Below are 18377 nucleotides of genomic sequence, written 5' to 3' on the forward strand. Positions count from 1 at the left end.
CGGCCCCGTCAGGCTATGTCTAGCGGCGGGTCTGCACGCCCACGTTCATGACCTGGCAGCGGCCGGTCTCAAGGTCGAACGACAGCCGTTCGGTCAGCGTTTCGAGCGAGCGGCCGTACATGTGCAAGTGACGGATGACGTCGTCGCCCCGGATCTCGACCGAATGGATGTCGTCGGGCAGCAGCGCGATGCCGTGGCGCGGCCCCACTTCCACGGTCCGCTCGTGCGCGAGCGTGCCCACGCCGGGCTGGCTGCCATCGTCGGTGCGGGTGTAGACGTCGTTGAACTCCACGCCGCTCACGCCCGCCACGCAGGCCCAGGTGGTGTGGTTGTGCGGCGGGATGCGCTTGCCCGGCCGCATCACGTTCAGGTAGAGCGCGTAGGTCTGGTCCGGATCCTCGGCGATCAGGTAGCGCGCCTGGCGCTCGGTGGCCTCGGGCGGCGGGTAGTCGGCCTCGCTCCAGAAATCGGTGCGGGCGGCCAGGTCTTCCACCAGGGTCAGCACCTGGGCCAGGCTGGCGCGGGTCACGCCGCCGTTGTCTACGATGTTTCTAATGGATTCGATCGTTTCGCCGACGGCCGACTGACGCTGTTCTGCGATGGACATGGTGCGGTCTATCCTTGCAATCTCTGTTTTTCGGGGGTAGAACGGTGCTTCGTGTTTCACTGTAATGAACACCTGTCCTGAAAACCACTTAATGCGCGACGAAAACCCATTAGCACGGCTAATGAATGCGTAACCTCGACCTCGACCTGCTCCGCACGCTGGTGGCCATTGCGGACCATGAGACCTTTGGCGCGGCGGCGGCGGCCGTCCAGCGCACCCAGTCGGCCGTCACCCAGCAGATGCAGCGGCTGGAAGAGCAACTCGGGCTGGCGTTGTTCGAGCGGCAGGGGCGCGGCAAGCAGTTCACGCGCCACGGCAAGAAGCTGCTGGAATACGCGCGGCAGTTGCTGACGACCAACGACGAGGCGCTGCGCGTGCTGCGCGAAGGGGACCTGACCGGTTCGCTGCGCATCGGCGCGCCGCACGACGTGGCCGACACCATGCTGCCGGTGCTGCTGTCGCATATCGCGCGGTCGTCGCCGGCGCTGCGGCTGGAGATCCACGTGGGGCGCAGCCCGTTCCTGATGGAGCAGCTCCGGCGCGGCGAGATCGACCTGACCGTGTCCACGCGCGAGGACGCGACGCTCGATGGCATCGCGCTGCGCACCACGCCGACGATCTGGGTCTGCGCGGCGGACTTCGTCTACGAGCGAGGCACGCCCGTGCCGCTGATCCTGGCTGACGAGCCGAGCCTGTTCCGCAAGCTGTCGCTGGAGGCGCTGACGCAGGCCGGCGTGCCGTGGCGCATCGCCTACCTGGCGCCGAGCCTGATCGGCATCAAGGCGGCGCTGCGCGGCGGGCTGGGCATCACGGCGCGCAGCATCGACCTGCTCCAGGCGGACATGCGCATCCTGGGCGAGGCCGACGGCCTGCCGCGCCTGCCCGATGTCACCTACTACCTCTGGGCGCGTCCCAACGCGGTCAATCCTGTGGCGCGACATGTCTTCTCGATGCTCAAAACGGCCTTGCAGCGCGGCCTGGCCAGCGCCTGAGGCGCGGCCCGGCCGGCGTCTGCGCGGCGGCGGAAAAGCAGGATCGTAGGCGGCCGGCCCTGCGCCGCCAACGAAGAAGATCGCGTAACGATATGTGCGGCGGCCCGGCGGATCCCTTGCCACGCCGGCGCTGAAAGCCAGCCGAAAGCCGGTTGAAAGTGTCCGGAAAGATTCGGGTTGCATGGACAGGCTGCCAGCCGTTCCGTTCTGCGGAAGACGGTGGAATTCACTGTTGCGCCAAATGCATATTGCGCCGCGTCATCCATGCCCTATCTTTGCACCACAGTCGTTCAGATTTGACCAGGAGGTGCTGACATGAACAACACGACCCGCGCAGCGGCCCAGGCCGCCCAGGCACAAACCGGACTCACGTCCGCCCGCACCCCGGCCGGCCCCACGGTCACGGCGATCCACCACCAGGACATCGTGGCGGCCTTCACGGCGGCTCCGTCAGCGACGGCCGTCGCAGCGGCGGCGCCCGTGGCGGTGCTGCACATGCTCTACCCGCGCACCGACGCCCGCACGCACCGCAGCCTGGACCATCTGGTCGGCGCGCTGCACAACCACGGGCTGCATGACGTGGCGACGCTGGTCGCGCGCGAGGCCCATTACCTGGTCTTCACCGATGCCGTGCAGGCATGGCGCGCGCTGCACGAGATCCGCCACGACTCGCTGGCCATCGGCGTGCACCTCTACTATCGCGGCCTGACCGGCGACGCGGCCGAGAAGGCGCTGGACCTCGACGCGCACCGGCTGCACTGAACGCGCCAGGCCAGGTGTCGCCCGGACCGCGCGGCGTAGCCGGTCAGCCGCGAACCAGCAGTGCTACCGGCAGCGTCGCGAACACGTCCTTGGCGCGCAGCCAGCCGGCGTGGTTGGCCACGGCGTGGCCGGTCAGCGCGTCGGTCCAGTTGGCATCGGCCGCGCGCAGGCCCGTGTCCTGCCAGCAGTGCGGCGGCACGTGCGGCTGCGCCGGATCGACAAGCCGCGCCGCCAGCCGCGTCACGGCCACCATCACCTCGGTATTGCCGAACTGGCGCGTGAACGCCAGCACGTTGCCCGCCCGCTCGCCACTGGCCGGCACCGGGCGATAGCTGCCCTGCGCGAACACCGCCGCGTGGTCGCGCCGGAACGCCAGCACGCTGCGGATCAACTGCTGCTTGATGCGGCCATCGCGCCAGTGCGCCAGCCAGTGCGGCCAGCCGCCCCGGCATTCGAGCTGCGATTGCAGCCGCGCATAGTCGGGCGCGCGGCGGTTGTCCGGGTCGACCAGGCTGAAGTCCCAGGTCTCGTTGCCCTGGTAGCGGTCCGGCACGCCGGGCGCGGTCAGTTGCAGCAGCGTCTGCGCCAGGCTGTTCAGCGCGGCGGCGGTGCCGATGCGGCCCGCAAAGGCGCCGATGCTTTCCAGCACGCTGTCGGGCCCGCCGCTGGCAATGGCCGGCAGAAACGCCTCGCAGGCGTCCTCGTAGGCCGTATCGGGATGGGTCCAGCTGCCATGGCGCTTGGCTTCGCGGATGGCCTTCTGCTGCCACGCCAGGACGCGGTCGATGAACGCGCGCTGGGCGTCATCGGCGGCGAGTTCACGCGGATCTGCCGGCCACGCGCCAACCAGCGTCTGGTACAGCATCATGCGGTCCACGCCGTCCGGGCCGGTGGGCGAGGCGCTCAGCAGCGGCGCCAGCCGCGCTTCCCAGCCTGCCACGGCCTCGGCCCATTCGTCGGCCCGCTCGCTGAGCACGGCCAGCCGCATGCGGGCGTCCTCGCCGCGCTTGTGGTCGTGCGTGGCCACGGCCAGCATCGCGTGCGGCCAGTCGGCGGCGCGCGCCTGCATCCGTTCATGAAAGCGCTCGGGCGCCATCGCAAGCGTGCCGGGGTCGCTGCCCACCTCGTTGCGCGACAGCAGGCGGCCGTAGCGGTAGAACGCCGTGTCCTCGGTCGACTTGGCGGCCAGCGCCGGCATCAGTTGCTGGAGCTTTGTGCGCAGCCGGCCCGGATCGCTGTCGATGGGGTCGTCCACGCGCAGGCAGGCGACGATGAAATCGAGCGCGGCCGCCTCGTCGGGCGCCAGAAGGCGGCGCGCGTCGGCGGCGGCGGCCGTGACCATCGCGTCGTCGAACGCGGTGTCGCGCGGCGCGGCGCCGGCCGCCGTGTAGTAGCTGCGATAGACCGGAATCGCGGTCATGAACGCGGTCAGCGCGTGGCGCAGCGCGTGCGGCGTCAGGTCGCGCGTGGCGGGGTCCTGGCGCGCCCGCACGTGCAGCCGGGCGCAGACGCCATCGGCTTCGGCAATCAGGTGGCGGGCCAGCACGCGGTGCCGGCCGGCGCGCACGTAGTCAGAGAACGGCCGCGCGTCGCCGCTGATCTGCATCCAGAGCATGCAAAGCGGCGCCTCGCCGTGCAGGTCGTGCAGCACGGCCCCCACCTCGTCCATGAAGTCGTAGCCGGTGGTGCCGTCGACGTTCCAGTCGTGCGGCAGCGGCTCCGTTTCGCCCAGGATCTTCTCGATGACCAGCCACGGGTGCATGCGCGCCAGCTCGCCGGGCCGGCCGGGGCGCAGCGCGTCCAGCCGCTCGCGCACGCGGCGGCAGTAGCCGGCCGGGTCGGCCAGGCCATCGACGTGGTCGATGCGCAGCCCGTCGATCCAGCCTTCGCGGTAGAGCCGGAACGGCAGCGCGTGCACGGCCTCGAACACGTCCTCGCATTCCTCGCGCACGCCCACGAGATCGGTGATCTCGAAGAAGCGGCGCCGGTTCAGTTGCGCCGCGCCGGTGCGCCACCACGCCAGCCGGTAGTGCTGGCGCTCCAGCAGCGCGTGCAGCGCGCTGGCATCGGCCGGCACCTCGGTCTCGCCGTCGGCCAGCGGCAGGTCGTGGTCGCCGTAGTGCAGCGCCAGCCTGCCGTCGTTGCCATGCCGCACGGCGATGGCGCCGGATTCCAGCGTCTGCCAGTACGGGTCGCCCAGGATCGGCACCAGCACCTTGCCGCGCAGGTCGGGGTCGGCCGGCTGCCAGTCGATGTCGAAATAGTGCGCAAAGGCGCTCTGCTCGCCGCGCGCCAGCACGTCGCGCCACCACGGGTTGTGCAGCGCGTCGGACGCCATGTGGTTCGGCACGATGTCCACCACCAGGCCAAGCCCGGCCTCGCGGGCGCGCGCGGCCAGCGCGAGGAAACCTTCTTCGCCGCCCAGTTCGGGGTTGACGCGCGTGAAGTCGGTGACGTCGTAGCCGTGCGTGGAGCCGGGCCGCGCGGCGGTGATCGGCGACAGGTACAGGTGGCTGACGCCCAGCCCGGCGTAGTAGGGCACCAGCGCGGCGGCATCGGCAAACGTAAAGCCGGCGTGCAACTGCAGCCGCGCCGTGGCGCGCGGCACGCCGGCGTGGTCCAGATCGACGTTGTCTGTCATGTAGGCAGGGCCCTGGCGGGCCGTCAGGACGATTGCAGGCAGGCGACGCTGGTCAGGCCCGGCAGCGTGCCGGCCATCAGCGACGCGATGGCGCCGGACTGGCTGGCATGCAGCATCCGCCCGCCGTCGCAGTCCACTTCCACGGGCTCCGTGCCGAGGTTGAGCCAGATCGACAGCAGGCTGCCGTCGCCCATGCGCCAGCGCGCCAGCAGCGCGCGCTCGCCCAGGATGGTGACGCCGGCGGACTGGCTGTGCGGCAGCCGGGGCATGATCTCGTTGCGCCGGATCGATAGCAGCTCGCCGTAGTAGTGGTTCCACGCGCGGCAGTTGCCGTCGCTGTTGTCGCAGACCGGCTTCGAGGCGTCGAACGTCTCCACGGCATTCGGGTCCGGGATGCGCGCGGCGTGGGTCTCGTCGCGGAACGCGGCGGACGCCGCGAACTCGCGGCGCCGGCCATCGCGCACGGCCTGCGCCAGTTCGGGCGGATGATCGGTGAAATACAGGAACGGCTCGCGCGCGCCCAGTTCCTCGCCCATGAACACGAGCGGGATCTGCGGGCAGAGCAGTTGCAGCGCCACGGCGGCGCGCAGCGCGTCGGGGTCGGCCAGCGTGGTCAGGCGGTCGCCGAACGCGCGGTTGCCGGTCTGGTCGTGGTTCTGCACGAACATCACGAACGCGGTGGGCGCCAGCGCCGCGCTGGGCTGCCCACGCCGCACCTCGCGGCCCTGCAGCGGGCCGTTCTCGTCGCCGCTGCGGTGCGGCGACACCTCGCCCTGCCACGCAAAGCCCTCGCGCAGCACGCGCGCCAGGTGGTGCAGCGCCGGCGAGCCGGCGGTGTCCGTGCGTTGGCTGCCGGGCAGGTCGGCCTGGTATTCGCGGTAGTAGCCGTCGTCCTCGCCGGTCAGCAGCACGTGCAGCGCATGGTGGGCGTCGTCGTTCCACTGCGCGTCGTAGCCGCCCTCGATCAGCGCCGCGTCGTTGTGGTCGTTCTCCAGCACCAGATGGATATGCCGGCCCTGCACGCAGTCGCGCAGGTCGGTGGCCAGCCGGGGCAGCCAGCCTTCGTCGTCGATGGCGTGCACGGCGTCCAGCCGCAGGCCGTCGAAGCGGAACGATTCAAGCCAGTAGCGTGCGTTCTCGCCAAAGAAGCGGCGCACCTCGGCGCGGCGGAAGTCGATGGCCGGGCCCCACGGCGTCTGCCGGTCGTTGCGGAAGAAGGCGCTGGCGTAGGTGGGCAGGTAGTTGCCCTCGGGCCCGAAGTGGTTGTAGACCACGTCCAGGAACACCATCATGCCCAGGCCGTGCGCGGTATCGACCAGCGCGCGCAGTTCGTCGGGCGTGCCGTAGCTGCGCTCGGGCGCGAACGGCAGCACGCCGTCGTAGCCCCAGTTGCGCGCGCCCGGAAACTCGGCCAGCGGCATCAGCTCGATGGCGGTGAAGCCCAGCGCGGCCAGCCGGTGCAGTTCGGCGGTGACGCCCGCGTAGCCGCCGTACAGGCCGACGTGGATTTCGTAGATCACGGCCTCGTGCCACGGGCGGCCGCGCCATTCGGCATGCTGCCAGCGGTACGCGGCGCCGGGCTCGGGCAGGCACAGCACGCTGGCGCCGTGCACGTCGTCGGCCTGCAGCCGCGATGCGGGGTCCGGCACGATGGTGCCGTCGTCAAGCCGGAACCAGTAGCGCGCGCCATGGCAGCACGGCGCCACGGCCTCGAACCAGCCCTTGCGGCCTTCCACCATCAGCACCGGTGCCATGCCGGCCACTTCCAGCCGTACCGTCTGGCCCTGCGCGGCGGCGTCTGGCGCCCACAGGCGAAAGCGCACGCGCCCGTCGGCCAGGCGGACCGGGCCGAACCAGTACGCTTCGTCGCTATCGTCGCCGCACGGCAGCAGGCGCGTGTCGGCGCCCAGCGTCTGCCAGTTCGGTACCGCCGGGGGCACGCCGTGGCGCGGCGGCAGAGCGGGTGATGCAGTCATCATGGTGGGCCACCTTCACGCAAATCGCCATGCAGAACGCCGGATGCCGGTCATGCCGGTCATGCCGGGGATGCCGCGCCAGCGTCGGCCGGCGACAGCACCGGCGGCTCGGCCACCACCACGGGGCGGCGGCTGCGCACGGGCCGGGCCGGCGCCTCTTCCACCACGGGGGCGATGACGGGCAGGTCGGCCAGTGCCGGCGACAGCGCGCCGTACATCGCCATGTACTGGCGGGCCGGCGCCTCCCAGCTGAAGTCGGTCTGCATGCCGGTCCGTTGCAGGCTGCGCCAGTAGCGTGGGCGGCCATACCATCCTAGTGCACGGACGATGGCGGCACGCATGGCTTCGGCCGAATCGCCGTCGAAAACGATGCCGTTGGCGCGCGCGGCCGGCATGGCTTCGTCGCCCACGTCACGCACGGTGTCGGCCAGGCCGCCCACGCGCGAGACGATCGGCACGGTGCCGTAGCGCATGGCGTAGACCGGCGTCAGCCCGAATGGCTCGAAGCGGCTGCCGTGCAGCAGGATGTCGGCGCCCGCGTGCAGCAGGTGGGCGTCTTCCTCGCGGTAGCCGATGGTCACGCCGACGCGGCCCGGATGGCGCTGCGCCAGCGCCGTGTAGGCCGCTTCCAGCTTCGGGTCGCCGCAGCCGAGCACCACGAACTGGGCGTCGGCATCGGTCTCCAGCGTCAGCGCGATGGCGTCGAGCGCCACATCGGCCATTTTCTGATGAGTCAGGCGGCTGCCCATGGCGATGACCGGGCGGTCCGGGTCCACCGGCAGCCCGTGGCGGGCCTGCAGCGCAGCCTTGCAGGCGCGCTTGCCGGTCATGTTGCGTACGTCGTAGCGCTGCGGCAGCAGGCGGTCGGTGCGCGGCGACCAGGCGTCGACGTCGACGCCGTTCGGGATCGCGCCCAGCACGTCGGCGCGGTGGGCCAGCAGCCCGTCGAGCCCGTGGCCGAAATGCGGCGTCAGGATTTCACGCGCATAGGTGTGGCTGACCGTGGTCACGCGGTCCGCGTAGCGGATGCCCGCCTTCAGGAAGTTGATCTTGCCCCAGAACTCGATACCGTCCGGCGTCAGGCATTCGGCGGGCAGGCCCAGCGCGCCGGCCGTCTCCATCGGGAACACGCCCTGGAAGGCCAGGTTGTGGATCGTGCAGACCGTGGGGATGCGCAGCCCGCGCAGGTGCATCAGCAGTGGCGTCAGCGCGGCATGCCAGTCATGGGCATGGACCAGGCTGGGCACCGGCAGCGGCGTCTCGCCGGCGGCGATGGCCGTGGCGGCGTGGGCCAGCGCGGCAAAGCGCTGGGCGTTGTCGCAGAAGTCGCGGCCGGTGGCATCCACGTACAGCGAGCCGGGACGGTCGTACAGCGACGGGCAGTCGAGGAATACCACGCGCACGCCGTCGGGCATCAGGCCCTGGAGCAGGCGCGCCGGGCTGTGTCCGGGCGGCAGGGCCATCGGCAGGCGGATGGCGCCCAGGCTGCGCACGTCGCGCGCGGCGGCCACCGCCCGGGGATAGCCGGGCATCAGGATCGTGACGTCGCTGCCGCGCTGTTGCAGCGCCTGCGCCAGGCCGCCCACCACATCGGCAAGCCCGCCGGTCTTGGCCAGGGGCTGGGCTTCAGCCGCCACAAATAAGGTATTCGCGTTCAAGGAGAACTCCCGCATTTTTGGTGTCGTTACCGGGTGCTTTGGAGGAATGCGCCATCGAGGACACGGCGCAGGGCAACGGCTATGCGAACTTTGTGCCAGCTCTTGTGCCGCGCAACAATCGGCCTCCACGCTGGCGCCACCACCACGGTTACGGGCGTCCGTGGCAACGGCGGTGTATAAGCTGCCCGTGCCGTTGTAGAAACTGCCGCGGGCCCGGCGGCGTGCCGAGAATCTGCAAAGCGCTGTTCCAGCGCTGCGCCGCCGGACGCGCTACTGGCAGCGCTCGCTGAAGCCGCCGGCCACGCTGGATGACGTGTTGCCAGCCGTGCCGCCGGTGCCGCTGGCGCCGTCCCCGCCCCGGCGCGGGCCCTGCACGTGGCCGCTGGCGCGGTGCAGCAGGCAGACCGGCACCGGATCGACATGCCAGACCCGTTCGCAGTATTCGCGGATCGCCCGGTCCGACGAGAAGCGGCCCGAGCGGGCGGACGACAGCACGGACATCCGCTGCCAGCGGTCCTGGTCGGCGTAGGCGGCCGATACCTCGCGCTGGCATTGCAGGTACGACGCAAAGTCGGCCATCAGCATGTACGGGTCGTGCTGCAGCAGCCCCTCGAACAGCGGCCGGAACACGGCCGCGTCGCCCTTGGAGAAGAAGCCGTGCTGGATCAGGTCCACCACGGCGCGCAGCTCGGGGCTGGACTCGTAATAGCTGGACGGGTGATAGCCGGCGGCGCGCAGCGCGTAGACCTCCGACGCGTTGAGCCCGAACGGGAAGAAGTTGTCGGCCCCGATGGCGTCGCGCAGCTCGATGTTGGCGCCGTCCATCGTGCCGATCGTCATGGCCCCGTTCATGGCGAACTTCATGTTGCCCGTGCCGGACGCCTCCTTGCCGGCCAGCGAGATCTGCTCGGACAGGTCTGCCGCCGGGTAGATCTTCTGGCCGTACGTGACGTTGAAATTGGGCAGGAAGACCACCTTCAGGCGGTCGCGCACCTGCGGGTCGCGGTTGACCACGTCGGCCACCGACGTGATGAAGCGGATCATCAGCTTGGCGTAGTGGTAGCCCGGCGCCGCCTTGCCGGCGAACAGGAACGTGCGCGGCGGCACGTCGGCGTTGGGGCTGGACTTGATCTGGTGATAGAGCGCTATGATGTGCAGCACGGCCAGGTGCTGGCGCTTGTACTCGTGGATGCGCTTGACCATCACGTCGAACATCGAGTCCGGGTTCACCACCACGCCGGTGCAGTCGCGGATCAGCTGGGCCAGGTCGCGCTTGTTGGCGCGGCGCACGGCCTGCCATTGCTCGCGGAAGCCTGCGTCGTCGGCGTACGGCTCCAGCGCGCGGAGCTGGTCGAGGTCCTTGATCCAGCCGTCGCCGATGGCGTCGCTGACCAGCTGCGTCATGCGCGGGTTGGACAGCGCCAGCCAGCGGCGCGGCGTCACGCCGTTGGTGATGCTGGTGAATTTCTCGGGCCACATGGCGTAGAAGTCCTGCAGCACGTCCTCGCGCATCAGCCGCGAATGCAGCTCGGCCACGCCGTTGATCGCGTGACTGCCCACGCACGCGAGCCCCGCCATCCGCACGTAACGGCCGCCCTGCTCGTTGACCAGCGACAGCCGGGCCACGCGCGACTCGTCGCCGTAGAAGCCGATGCGCACCTCGTCCAGAAAGCGGGCGTTGATCTCGTAGATGATTTCCAGGTGGCGCGGCAGGATGCGGCGGAACAGTTCCAGCGGCCACTGTTCCAGTGCCTCGGGCAGCAACGTGTGGTTGGTATAGGCAAATGCGTTGCGCGTGATGTGCCAGGCGTCGTGCCAGGCCAGGTCGTGGTCGTCGATCAGCAGCCGCATCAGCTCGGCGATGCCCACCGCCGGGTGCGTGTCGTTGAGCTGGACCGCGAACTTCTCGTGAAAGCGTGTGACGGGAATGCCATGCGAGGCCATCAGGCGCAGCATGTCCTGCAGCGAGCAGGCGACGAAGAAATACTGCTGTTCGAGCCGCAGCTCCTTGCCCTGCTGGGTCTCGTCGTTGGGGTAGAGCACCTTGGTCAGGTTCTCGGACGTCACTTTCTTGCTGACCGCGCCCAGGTAGTCGCCCCGGTTGAACGTGTGGAAGTCGAACGCCTCGGTGGCTTCGGCGCGCCACAGCCGCAGTGTGTTGACCGTGTTGACGCGGTAGCCCAGGATCGGCGAGTCGAACGGCACGCCCACCACGGTCTTCTCGGGCACCCAGCGCACGCGGTAGCGGCCCCGGTCGTCGGTGTAGTGCTCGGTATGGCCGCCCAGCCGGACCTGTACGGCCCATTCGGAGCGCTGGATCTCCCACGGGTTGCCGTGGCGCAGCCAGGTGTCGGTGGTTTCCACCTGCTGGCCGTCGATGATGTTCTGGTGGAAGATGCCGTACTCGTAGCGGATGCCGTAGCCCAGTGCGGGAATCTCCAGCGTGGCCAGCGAATCCATGAAGCAGGCCGCCAGCCGGCCCAGGCCGCCGTTGCCCAGGCCGGGCTCTTCCTCGTGGGCCAGGATGTCGTCGAGGTCCAGGTCCAGCGCGGTCATCGCCGCGCGGACCTCGTCGAAGATGCCAAGGTTGACGAGGTTGTTGCCCAGGTGCGGGCCCATCAGGAATTCGGCCGACAGGTAGGCGACGGTGCGCGACGGCTGGTTCTGGTAGGTCTCGGCCGTGCTGATCCAGCGCTGCACGAGCCGGTCGCGCACGGTATGGGCCAGCGCCTGGTACAGGTCGTTGCCGCTGGCGTGGCCGGGCAGCTTGCCTTGCGTATAAAACACGTGATCGAGGAACGCGTGCCGGATGGTGGCGCTGGACATCGCCGTGCGCGTATCGTCGACATGTTCCTGGCCGGATGCCGGGGTGGACAGGGTGGCATCGGCAGTAGCCGGCCGCAGCCGGGATGCTTCGGTCATCACTTGACTCCTGGGCGGATCAAAGGGGGCGAAAATCCTTCAGGCTAGATCAGGCTAGAAAAGTTTTGCGGCGGATGCACGCAGAATCACTGCTGTCAGTGCTGGTATGAAATCTGCAGCACGCAGGGGGCTTCCCATCCCTGCAACCTACCCGAGACGCGCCATGGCGACCCACATTCCGCATGACCCTGTGCGCCGGCCAGACCGCCGGCCGGACCAGAGTCCCGACCACAACAAGGAAAAAGGCGACCAGCCGGCGCGCAACCTGCCCGACAAGCATCCGCCGCCGCCCTCCGTCCGTGGGGCGGGGCGCAATCCTGGCTGACATTCCAGACGTTCCGTTGTAGTTTCTGCATGCGTGTTCGCGCGAAGGACCGGCACGTGTACGTGCGCTCGCGCCTATGATTGAAAGCCTGGCACCCTTGCGTCGGCGACGCCGGGGTGCAACCACTGCTTCCAAGAAAAGCAGCGACAGCAAGACATGAGGGAGCGTTCCCATGGATACGCACACGCGCATTGACGGCGTGCCGTTGCCGGCATGGCTCGATGCGGTCGACGACATCGCGGTCTTCGCGTTGTCGGCGGACGGGCTTGTCTCGGCGTGGTCCGACGCCGCCCGCCGCCTGCTCGGCCATGCCGCCGCCGACGTGACCGGCCACGCCATGTCCCGCTTCCACCCGCCCGAGTCCGTGGCCGCCGGCGATGCCGAGCGCCTGCTGGACGCCGCGCGCCGGCACGGCCGGGCCGAGGACAAGGGCTGGCGCGTCCGCCAGGACGGCAGCCTGCTCTACGTGAGCGCCGTGGTCGTGGCGGTGCCCGCCGCCGAGGGCGCGCCCGAGGGCTTTGCCGTGGTCTACCGCGACTTCACGGTCCAGTACGCGGCCGAGGAATACGCGCGCGGCATGGCGGCCCGCTGGCAGGACCTCGTCGATACGCTGGACGACTGCGCCATCTGCGAACTGGGCCCCGAGGGCGAGATCCGAAGCTGGAACCCCGGCGCGCAGGCGCTGTTCGGCCACACGGCGCAGGAGGCCGTGGGCCAGCCGCTGTCGCTGCTGTACTCCGAACACGACGTGCCGTCCGGCGATACGCCCGGCGCGCTGGACGGCGTGCGTGCCAGCGGCGCGTGGGCCGGCGACCAGCGGCTGCAGCGGCACGACGGCTCGCTGGTGCGCTGCCACGTGCGGCAGGTGCTGCTGCGCGATGCCGGCGGCAGCGTGTCGGGCGTGCTCTGGACCGCGCAGGACATCACCAGCGCCGCGCGGCTGGCCGACCTGGAGAGCGCCGGGCGCCGCGTGCAGTCGTTCCTGGCCATCCTGGCGCACGAACTGCGCAACCCGCTGGCGCCCATCCGCAACGCCGTCGACGTGATCCGGCTGACGCCGGGCGGCGACCAGCGCATCCGGCACTGCGCCGAGATCATCGGCCGGCAGCTCCAGCTGCTGACCCGTCTGGTGAGCGACCTGATGGACGTGGGCCGCGTCACCTCGGGCAAGCTCAAGGTGCAGCCGGTGCCGATTCCGTATCACGACGTGATGAACGCGGCCGTGGAGGCCATGCGGCCCGCGCTGGACGGCGCCAGCCAGCAGCTTGCGGTGTCGCTGCCGGCCGAGCCCGTGTTCGTCAATGGCGATGCGGCGCGGCTGGAGCAGGTGCTGTCCAACCTGCTCAGCAACGCCACCAAGTACACGCCGCGCGGCGGCACGGTGACCGTGCGCGTGCGGGCCGAAGGCGGCAACGTGATCACGACGATTGCCGACACCGGCCGCGGCATCGCGCCCGAGGCGCTGGACCGCATCTTCAACCTGTTCGCGCAGGAGGGCGACGAGTCGGCCCGCAGCGGGCTCGGCATCGGGCTGGCGCTGGCGCGGGCCGTGGTGGAGGCGCACGGCGGCGCCATCCAGGCCAGCAGCGGGGGCGAAGGGCGCGGCAGCACGTTTACGATCCTGCTGCCGCAGGTGTACATGGACGGCGCCAGTGTCACGCGCGCCAGTGCCACGCCCTGCGCGGGCCGGCGCATCCTGATCGTCGATGACAGCGCCGATTCGGCCGACAGCATGGCGGAACTGCTGACCGTGCTGGGCCATGCGGCGCAGCCGGTCTACTCGGGCCTGCAGGCCGTGGAAGCGGTGCGCGGCTTTGCGCCCGACGTGGTGCTGCTGGACCTGGAAATGCCCGACATGAGCGGCTACGACGTGCTGCGGGTGCTGCGCGAGGCCGGCACCACGTGCCGCATCTTCGCGCTGACCGGGCGCAGTTCCGCCGACGACCGGCGCCGCACCGACGCGGCCGGCTTTGACGCGCACCTCGTCAAGCCGCTGACCGTCGAGGCGCTCTGCAAGGCGCTGGCCGATCCTGCCGGGCACTGACCGCGCCACCCCCTCACGCATCCGCATCGGCGCCGTTGGCGCGGACGGCGCCCAGCGCCGCGCCATCGCGCACGGCGGCGACGCGCCTCGCCACGTCCGCGCGCGTGAACAGGTGGCGTACGTCGGCATCGAGCCGCCGCTGCCAGTTCGGATGGCCCGCCACCGTGCCGGGCAGGTTGGGCTGCTCGGCCAGCGCCAGCAGGTCTTCCACCGGCACCAGCCGCAGCGGCGTGGGCGCGCGATGGAGCCAGGCGAGCAGGACGTCGACCGGCGGGCGGTCGGCGGGCGGCACCTCGCCCTGGGCCGCGCCGGCGTCGACCATCGCCTGCCAGAGCGCTGCGCGCTCGGCGGCGCGGCCGTCCAGCAGCCCCGCCTCGGTTTCGTCGGCGCCCAGCTGGTGCAGCCGCGCGCGCCACGCGATGTCGTTGCCGGCCCACCAGCCCGCGATGGTCGGCAGGTCGTGCGTGGTCGTGGTGGCCACGGCCAGCGCGGGCCATGCCTCGGGCGGCAGGAACGGCGCGGGGTCGGGCGTGGCAGACGCCGGCGCCTCGGTGGCCGGCGCGGCGACGTTGTCGCCGTCGGCGCCGTCTTCCTCTTCCTCCTCGCGCACGAACCAGAGCACGTCGATGCCAAGCACGCCGCGCGACTCCAGCGCGTCATTCAGCGTCTCGGGCACCGTGCCCAGGTTCTCGCCGATGATGATCGCGCGATGGCGCCACGACTCGATCGCCACCAGCCGCAGCAGGTCGTCGAGCGGAAAGCTCAGGTACGCCCCGGCGCTGGCCGGCGCGCCGGCCGGCACGAGCCACATGCGGGCCAGCCCCAGCACGTGGTCGATGCGCAGCCCGCCCGCGTGGGCCAGGTTGGCGCGCAGCATCTCGATGAACGCGGCGTAGCCATTGCGGCGCAGCCCGCGCGGAGAAAACACGGCCACGCCCCAGTCCTGCCCCAGCGGGTTGTAGAGGTCGGGCGGCGCGCCGGCATGAAAGCCGTTCAGGATCTCGGTCTGGCGGGCCCAGGCATGGCTGCCGCCGGGATCGGTGCCCACGGCAAGGTCGGCAATCACGCCGATGGCCATGCCCGCGTCGCGCGCGCGGCGCTGCGCATCGGCCAGTCCGTCGGCGGCCAGCCACTGCAGGAATGCGTGGTAGCCGAGGGCGTCCGCCCCGGTCGTCGCCATGGCCGCGGCGGCCGCGCCGTCGGGGCTTTGCAGCGTGGCGGGCCAGCGGCGCCAGTCGGCGGCGTCGCGCGCGGACGCCTCGTCGGTGGCGGCGGCCAGCCGCTCGGCCTGGATGGCCTCGAACGTCGCGTGCGCCAGCAGCGCCTTGCCGCCGCGCGCGCGGAACGCCGCGAACGCCTGCTTCTGCGCGGGTGGCAGCAGTGCGTCGTGGTGCTGCCAGAGCCATTGGAACAGCCGCAGCCGCAGTGCGGCCGTGGCGGGCCAGTCGATCTCGGTGCGGCGCTCGGCCTCGGCCAGCGCGGCGCCGATGCCCAGCGCCGCCACGGCCTGGTGGACCGCATCCTGGCCGAACACGCGCGCCGGGTCGGCGTAGAGCGGGTTGAACACGATGCGGCTCGACGGCGAGTACGGGCTGTAGCGCTCGGGCAGCGCGGCAAAGCCCGCGTGCAGCGGGTTGATCGCGATGGCATCGGCGCCGGCCTGCGCGGCGGCTTCGGCGGCCAGCGCCAGCGTGGTCAGGTCGCCCAGGCCCGTGTCGGCGCCGCGGCGCAGCCCGTAGAGCTGCACGGCGAGGCCCCAGGGCTTGCCGGTGCGGTCGGCATGGCCGTTCGCCGCCAGCGCGTCGGCCACGCCGAAGCAGCGCGGCGGCGCTACCGCCACCGTGGTTTCCACGTCGCCAAGCAGCAGCCGGTGGTAGCCCCACTGGTCGATCGGCGCGATCTCCATCGTGCCGGCGCCCGTGCGTTGCGCCACGCCCTCGACGGTCGTGCCGTCCTCCAGCTCCAGCCGATAGGGCCGCTGCGGCACCGTATGCGCCCACGGCACGGCCACGGGCCGGCCCTGGTCGGCCGTGATCAGTGGCGGCAGCGCCATCGCGCCGTCATCGGCAGCCAGCCGCGCCAGCGACGCCTCGCACTCGCCCTGCGTGCCGCAGGGCAGCTCCAGCGCGGTCAGTACCGTGTGCAGCGCGTCGGGGGACAGCTGCTGCGGGTTGTTCCAGGCGTCGCGCCAGCGCACCTGCAGGCCGGCCCGTTCGGCCAGGCGCCATAGCGATTCATGCTCGCTCATCGTGGGATGTCCTCTTCCTTGGGCACGGCGGCCGTCAGCAGGGCCAGGCCGCGTGCGGGCACCCGGTAGGCGGGGCGGCCCTCGTCATCGAGCGACACGGGTTCGTCCTCCAGGTCGGGTGCGGTACTGTCGAACAGCAGGTGCCAGTCCTCCCCGGGCACGGGCATGCGGAACACCACGTCCTCGCCGCTGGCGTTCAGGCACAGCAGGATGGCCTCCACCTCGTCCTCGGGGCTGTGCATCGCGCGCCGCAGCGCCAGCGTGCGGTCCTCGGGGTTGGCCCACTGCTCGCTGCTCAGCTCGTTGCCGTCGGGGCCGAACCACGCAATGTCGGGCAGCCCCGGCGCCGGCTGCGAGCGGCCGTGGACGAAGCGGTTCTCGCGCAGCACGGGCAGGCGGCGGCGCAGCGCCAGCAGGCGGCTGACCACGCGGCGCATCGGCGCGTTCGACGGGTGCGCCGCATCGTCCCAGTTGAGCCACGACAGCTCGTTGTCCTGGCAGTAGGCGTTGTTGTTGCCCTGCTGGCTGCGGCCCCATTCGTCGCCGGCGGTCAGCATCGGCGTGCCCTGCGACAGCAGCAGCGTGGCCATCATCGCGCGCGCCACGCGGCCGCGGGTCTCCAGGATGGCGTCGTCCTCGGTCGGGCCTTCCACGGCGCCGTCCGGGCTCCAGTTGGCGCTGGCGTTGTCGTCGTTGCCGTCGCGGTTGTCCTCGTGGTTGGCCTCGTTGTGCTTGTGCGCGTAGCTGACCACGTCGGCCAGCGTGAAGCCGTCGTGCGCGGTGACGAAGTTGACGCTGGCCCACGGCTTGCGGTGGCGGCGGTCGAACAGGTCGGCCGATCCGGTCAGCCGGGCCGCCAGCTCGCCGCGCTGGCCCGCGTCGCCGCGCCAGAAGCGGCGCACGTTATCGCGGAACTTGTCGTTCCACTCGGCAAAGCCGGGCGGATGGTTGCCCACCTGGTAGCCGCCGGGGCCCAGGTCCCACGGCTCCGAGATCAGCTTCACGCGCGACAGCACCGGGTCCTGCAGGATCGCGTCGAAGAAGCCCGATCCGGGGTCGAAGCCGTTGCTCTCGCGGCCCAGCGTGCTGCCCAGGTCGAAGCGGAAGCCGTCGACGTGGAAGGTCTGCACCCAGTAGCGCAGCGAGTCCATCACCATCTGCAGCACGCGCGGGTGCGACAGGTTCAGCGTGTTGCCGCAGCCCGTGTCGTTGATGTAGTGGCGTTCGTCGCCGGGGATCAGCCGGTAGTAGCTGGCGTTGTCCAGCCCGCGCCACGACACCGTGGGCCCCAGTTCATTGCCTTCGCAGGTGTGGTTGTAGACCACGTCCAGCAGCACCTCGATGCCGGCCGCGTGCAGGCGGCGGACGGCGATCTTGACCTCGTGGTGCTGGCGCCCGGACAGGTACAGCGGCTCCGGCGCGAAGAACGACAGCGTGTTGTAGCCCCAGTAGTTGCGCAGGCCGCGCTCGATCAGGAAGCGGTCCTGCAGGAAGGCGTGGATCGGCAGCAGCTCGATCGATGTCACGCCAAGCTGCAGCAGGTGCTCGATGAAGCGCGGGTCGGCCAGCGCGGCGAACGTGCCGCGATACTGCGGCAGCAGGTCCTCGCGCAGCATCGACGCGCCGCGCACGTGCACCTCGTAGATCGAGGTCGTCGGCCACGGCACGCAGGGCGGGCGGTCGTCGCCCCAGTTGAAGCTCTCGTCGATCACCACGGCCTTGGGCATGGTCGGCGCGCTGTCGCGCCGGTCGGGCGTCAGGTCGGCACGCGGACTGTTGAGCCGGTAGCCGAACAGCGCGTCGGACCAGCGCACCGGCCCGCTCAGCGCGCGGGCGTACGGGTCCAGCAGCAGCTTGTACGGGTTGAAGCGGTGGCCGCGCGTGGGATCGTACGGGCCGAACGCGCGCAGCCCGTACTGCAGGCCGGGTTGCGCGTGGGGCAGGTAGCCGTGCCAGATCTCGTCGGTGCATTCGGGCAGCGGCAGGCGCTGCACCTCCTTGCGGCCGTTGGCGGAAAACAGGCACAGGTCGACGCGGCTGGCGTTCGCGGAGAACACCGCGAAGTTGACACCGAGCCCGTCCCAGTGCGCGCCGAGCGGATAGGGCTTGCCCGGCAGCAGGCGGTCGACGGTAGTGCTGGCCATGCGTGTTGCTCCTCCGTTTCTTCTGGTTCTTCTGTGTGGCCCGGCCGGGCCGCCCGCC

Annotated in this window: 10 protein-coding genes; 3 read left to right on the top strand and 7 right to left on the bottom strand. The window is 70.8% G+C overall.

Annotation, left to right across the window (positions count from 1 at the left end):
- Positions 1-19: 19 nt before the first annotated feature.
- Positions 20-607 (bottom strand): cysteine dioxygenase family protein, encoded by a 588-nt coding sequence (locus EHF44_RS24275; RefSeq protein WP_124686228.1) that lies wholly within the window; start codon positions 605-607, stop codon positions 20-22.
- A gap of 125 nt (positions 608-732) precedes the next feature.
- On the opposite strand from EHF44_RS24275, the gene EHF44_RS24280 reads away from it, so the two are divergent.
- Both EHF44_RS24280 and EHF44_RS24285 read left to right on the top strand, forming a co-directional pair.
- The gene (locus tag EHF44_RS24280; RefSeq protein ID WP_124686229.1) at positions 733-1599 is read left to right on the top strand and encodes a LysR substrate-binding domain-containing protein; all 867 of its coding nucleotides are present in this window, start codon (positions 733-735) and stop codon (positions 1597-1599) included.
- A gap of 315 nt (positions 1600-1914) precedes the next feature.
- Complete coding sequence (locus tag EHF44_RS24285; RefSeq protein ID WP_253700203.1) at positions 1915-2361, top strand: hypothetical protein; 447 nt, start codon at positions 1915-1917, stop codon at positions 2359-2361.
- A gap of 43 nt (positions 2362-2404) precedes the next feature.
- On the opposite strand, the gene treY is transcribed toward EHF44_RS24285, so the two are convergent.
- The 4 genes from treY to EHF44_RS24305 all read right to left on the bottom strand — a co-directional run bounded on the left by treY (position 2405) and on the right by EHF44_RS24305 (position 11462).
- Positions 2405-5002 carry a malto-oligosyltrehalose synthase gene (treY, locus tag EHF44_RS24290; protein WP_124686230.1) on the bottom strand — a complete coding sequence of 866 codons (2598 nt, stop codon included), beginning with the start codon at positions 5000-5002 and terminating at the stop codon, positions 2405-2407.
- Positions 5003-5025: 23 nt separating this feature from the next.
- Positions 5026-6978, bottom strand: coding sequence for a malto-oligosyltrehalose trehalohydrolase (gene treZ / locus EHF44_RS24295; protein ID WP_124686762.1), 1953 nt, complete (start codon positions 6976-6978; stop codon positions 5026-5028).
- A 59-nt stretch (positions 6979-7037) separates the two neighbouring features.
- Complete coding sequence (gene glgA / locus EHF44_RS24300; RefSeq protein WP_172966174.1) at positions 7038-8636, bottom strand: glycogen synthase GlgA; 1599 nt, start codon at positions 8634-8636, stop codon at positions 7038-7040.
- A gap of 270 nt (positions 8637-8906) precedes the next feature.
- Positions 8907-11462 carry a glycogen/starch/alpha-glucan phosphorylase gene (locus EHF44_RS24305; RefSeq protein ID WP_253700367.1) on the bottom strand — a complete coding sequence of 852 codons (2556 nt, stop codon included), beginning with the start codon at positions 11460-11462 and terminating at the stop codon, positions 8907-8909.
- A 593-nt stretch (positions 11463-12055) separates the two neighbouring features.
- Between EHF44_RS24305 and EHF44_RS24310 the strand changes: the two genes are divergently transcribed.
- Positions 12056-13927 carry a hybrid sensor histidine kinase/response regulator gene (locus tag EHF44_RS24310; RefSeq protein WP_124686233.1) on the top strand — a complete coding sequence of 624 codons (1872 nt, stop codon included), beginning with the start codon at positions 12056-12058 and terminating at the stop codon, positions 13925-13927.
- A 13-nt stretch (positions 13928-13940) separates the two neighbouring features.
- Here the strand turns inward: EHF44_RS24310 and malQ are convergent, their stop codons facing one another.
- Complete coding sequence (gene malQ / locus EHF44_RS24315; RefSeq protein ID WP_124686234.1) at positions 13941-16175, bottom strand: 4-alpha-glucanotransferase; 2235 nt, start codon at positions 16173-16175, stop codon at positions 13941-13943.
- Positions 16172-18319: a glycogen debranching protein GlgX gene (gene glgX / locus EHF44_RS24320; RefSeq protein WP_124686235.1), complete on the bottom strand. Its 2148-nt coding sequence runs from the start codon at positions 18317-18319 to the stop codon at positions 16172-16174. Before glgX ends, malQ begins: the two co-directional genes overlap by 4 nt.
- Between the last annotated feature and the right edge of the window lie 58 nt (positions 18320-18377).

It is taken from the genome of Cupriavidus pauculus (assembly GCF_003854935.1).
Taxonomy (GTDB): domain Bacteria; phylum Pseudomonadota; class Gammaproteobacteria; order Burkholderiales; family Burkholderiaceae; genus Cupriavidus; species Cupriavidus pauculus_C.

Bases quoted from the DNA above. Each gene is read 5' to 3' on its own strand.
- treY (WP_124686230.1), bottom strand. From the start codon at position 5,002: ATGACAGACAACGTCGATCTGGACCACGCCGGCGTGCCGCGCGCCACG.
- malQ (WP_124686234.1), bottom strand. From the start codon at position 16,175: ATGAGCGAGCATGAATCGCTATGGCGCCTGGCCGAACGGGCCGGCCTG.
- EHF44_RS24280 (WP_124686229.1), top strand. From the start codon at position 733: ATGCGTAACCTCGACCTCGACCTGCTCCGCACGCTGGTGGCCATTGCG.
- glgX (WP_124686235.1), bottom strand. From the start codon at position 18,319: ATGGCCAGCACTACCGTCGACCGCCTGCTGCCGGGCAAGCCCTATCCG.
- EHF44_RS24310 (WP_124686233.1), top strand. From the start codon at position 12,056: ATGGATACGCACACGCGCATTGACGGCGTGCCGTTGCCGGCATGGCTC.
- EHF44_RS24305 (WP_253700367.1), bottom strand. From the start codon at position 11,462: ATGTCCAGCGCCACCATCCGGCACGCGTTCCTCGATCACGTGTTTTAT.
- EHF44_RS24285 (WP_253700203.1), top strand. From the start codon at position 1,915: ATGAACAACACGACCCGCGCAGCGGCCCAGGCCGCCCAGGCACAAACC.
- EHF44_RS24275 (WP_124686228.1), bottom strand. From the start codon at position 607: ATGTCCATCGCAGAACAGCGTCAGTCGGCCGTCGGCGAAACGATCGAA.
- treZ (WP_124686762.1), bottom strand. From the start codon at position 6,978: ATGACTGCATCACCCGCTCTGCCGCCGCGCCACGGCGTGCCCCCGGCG.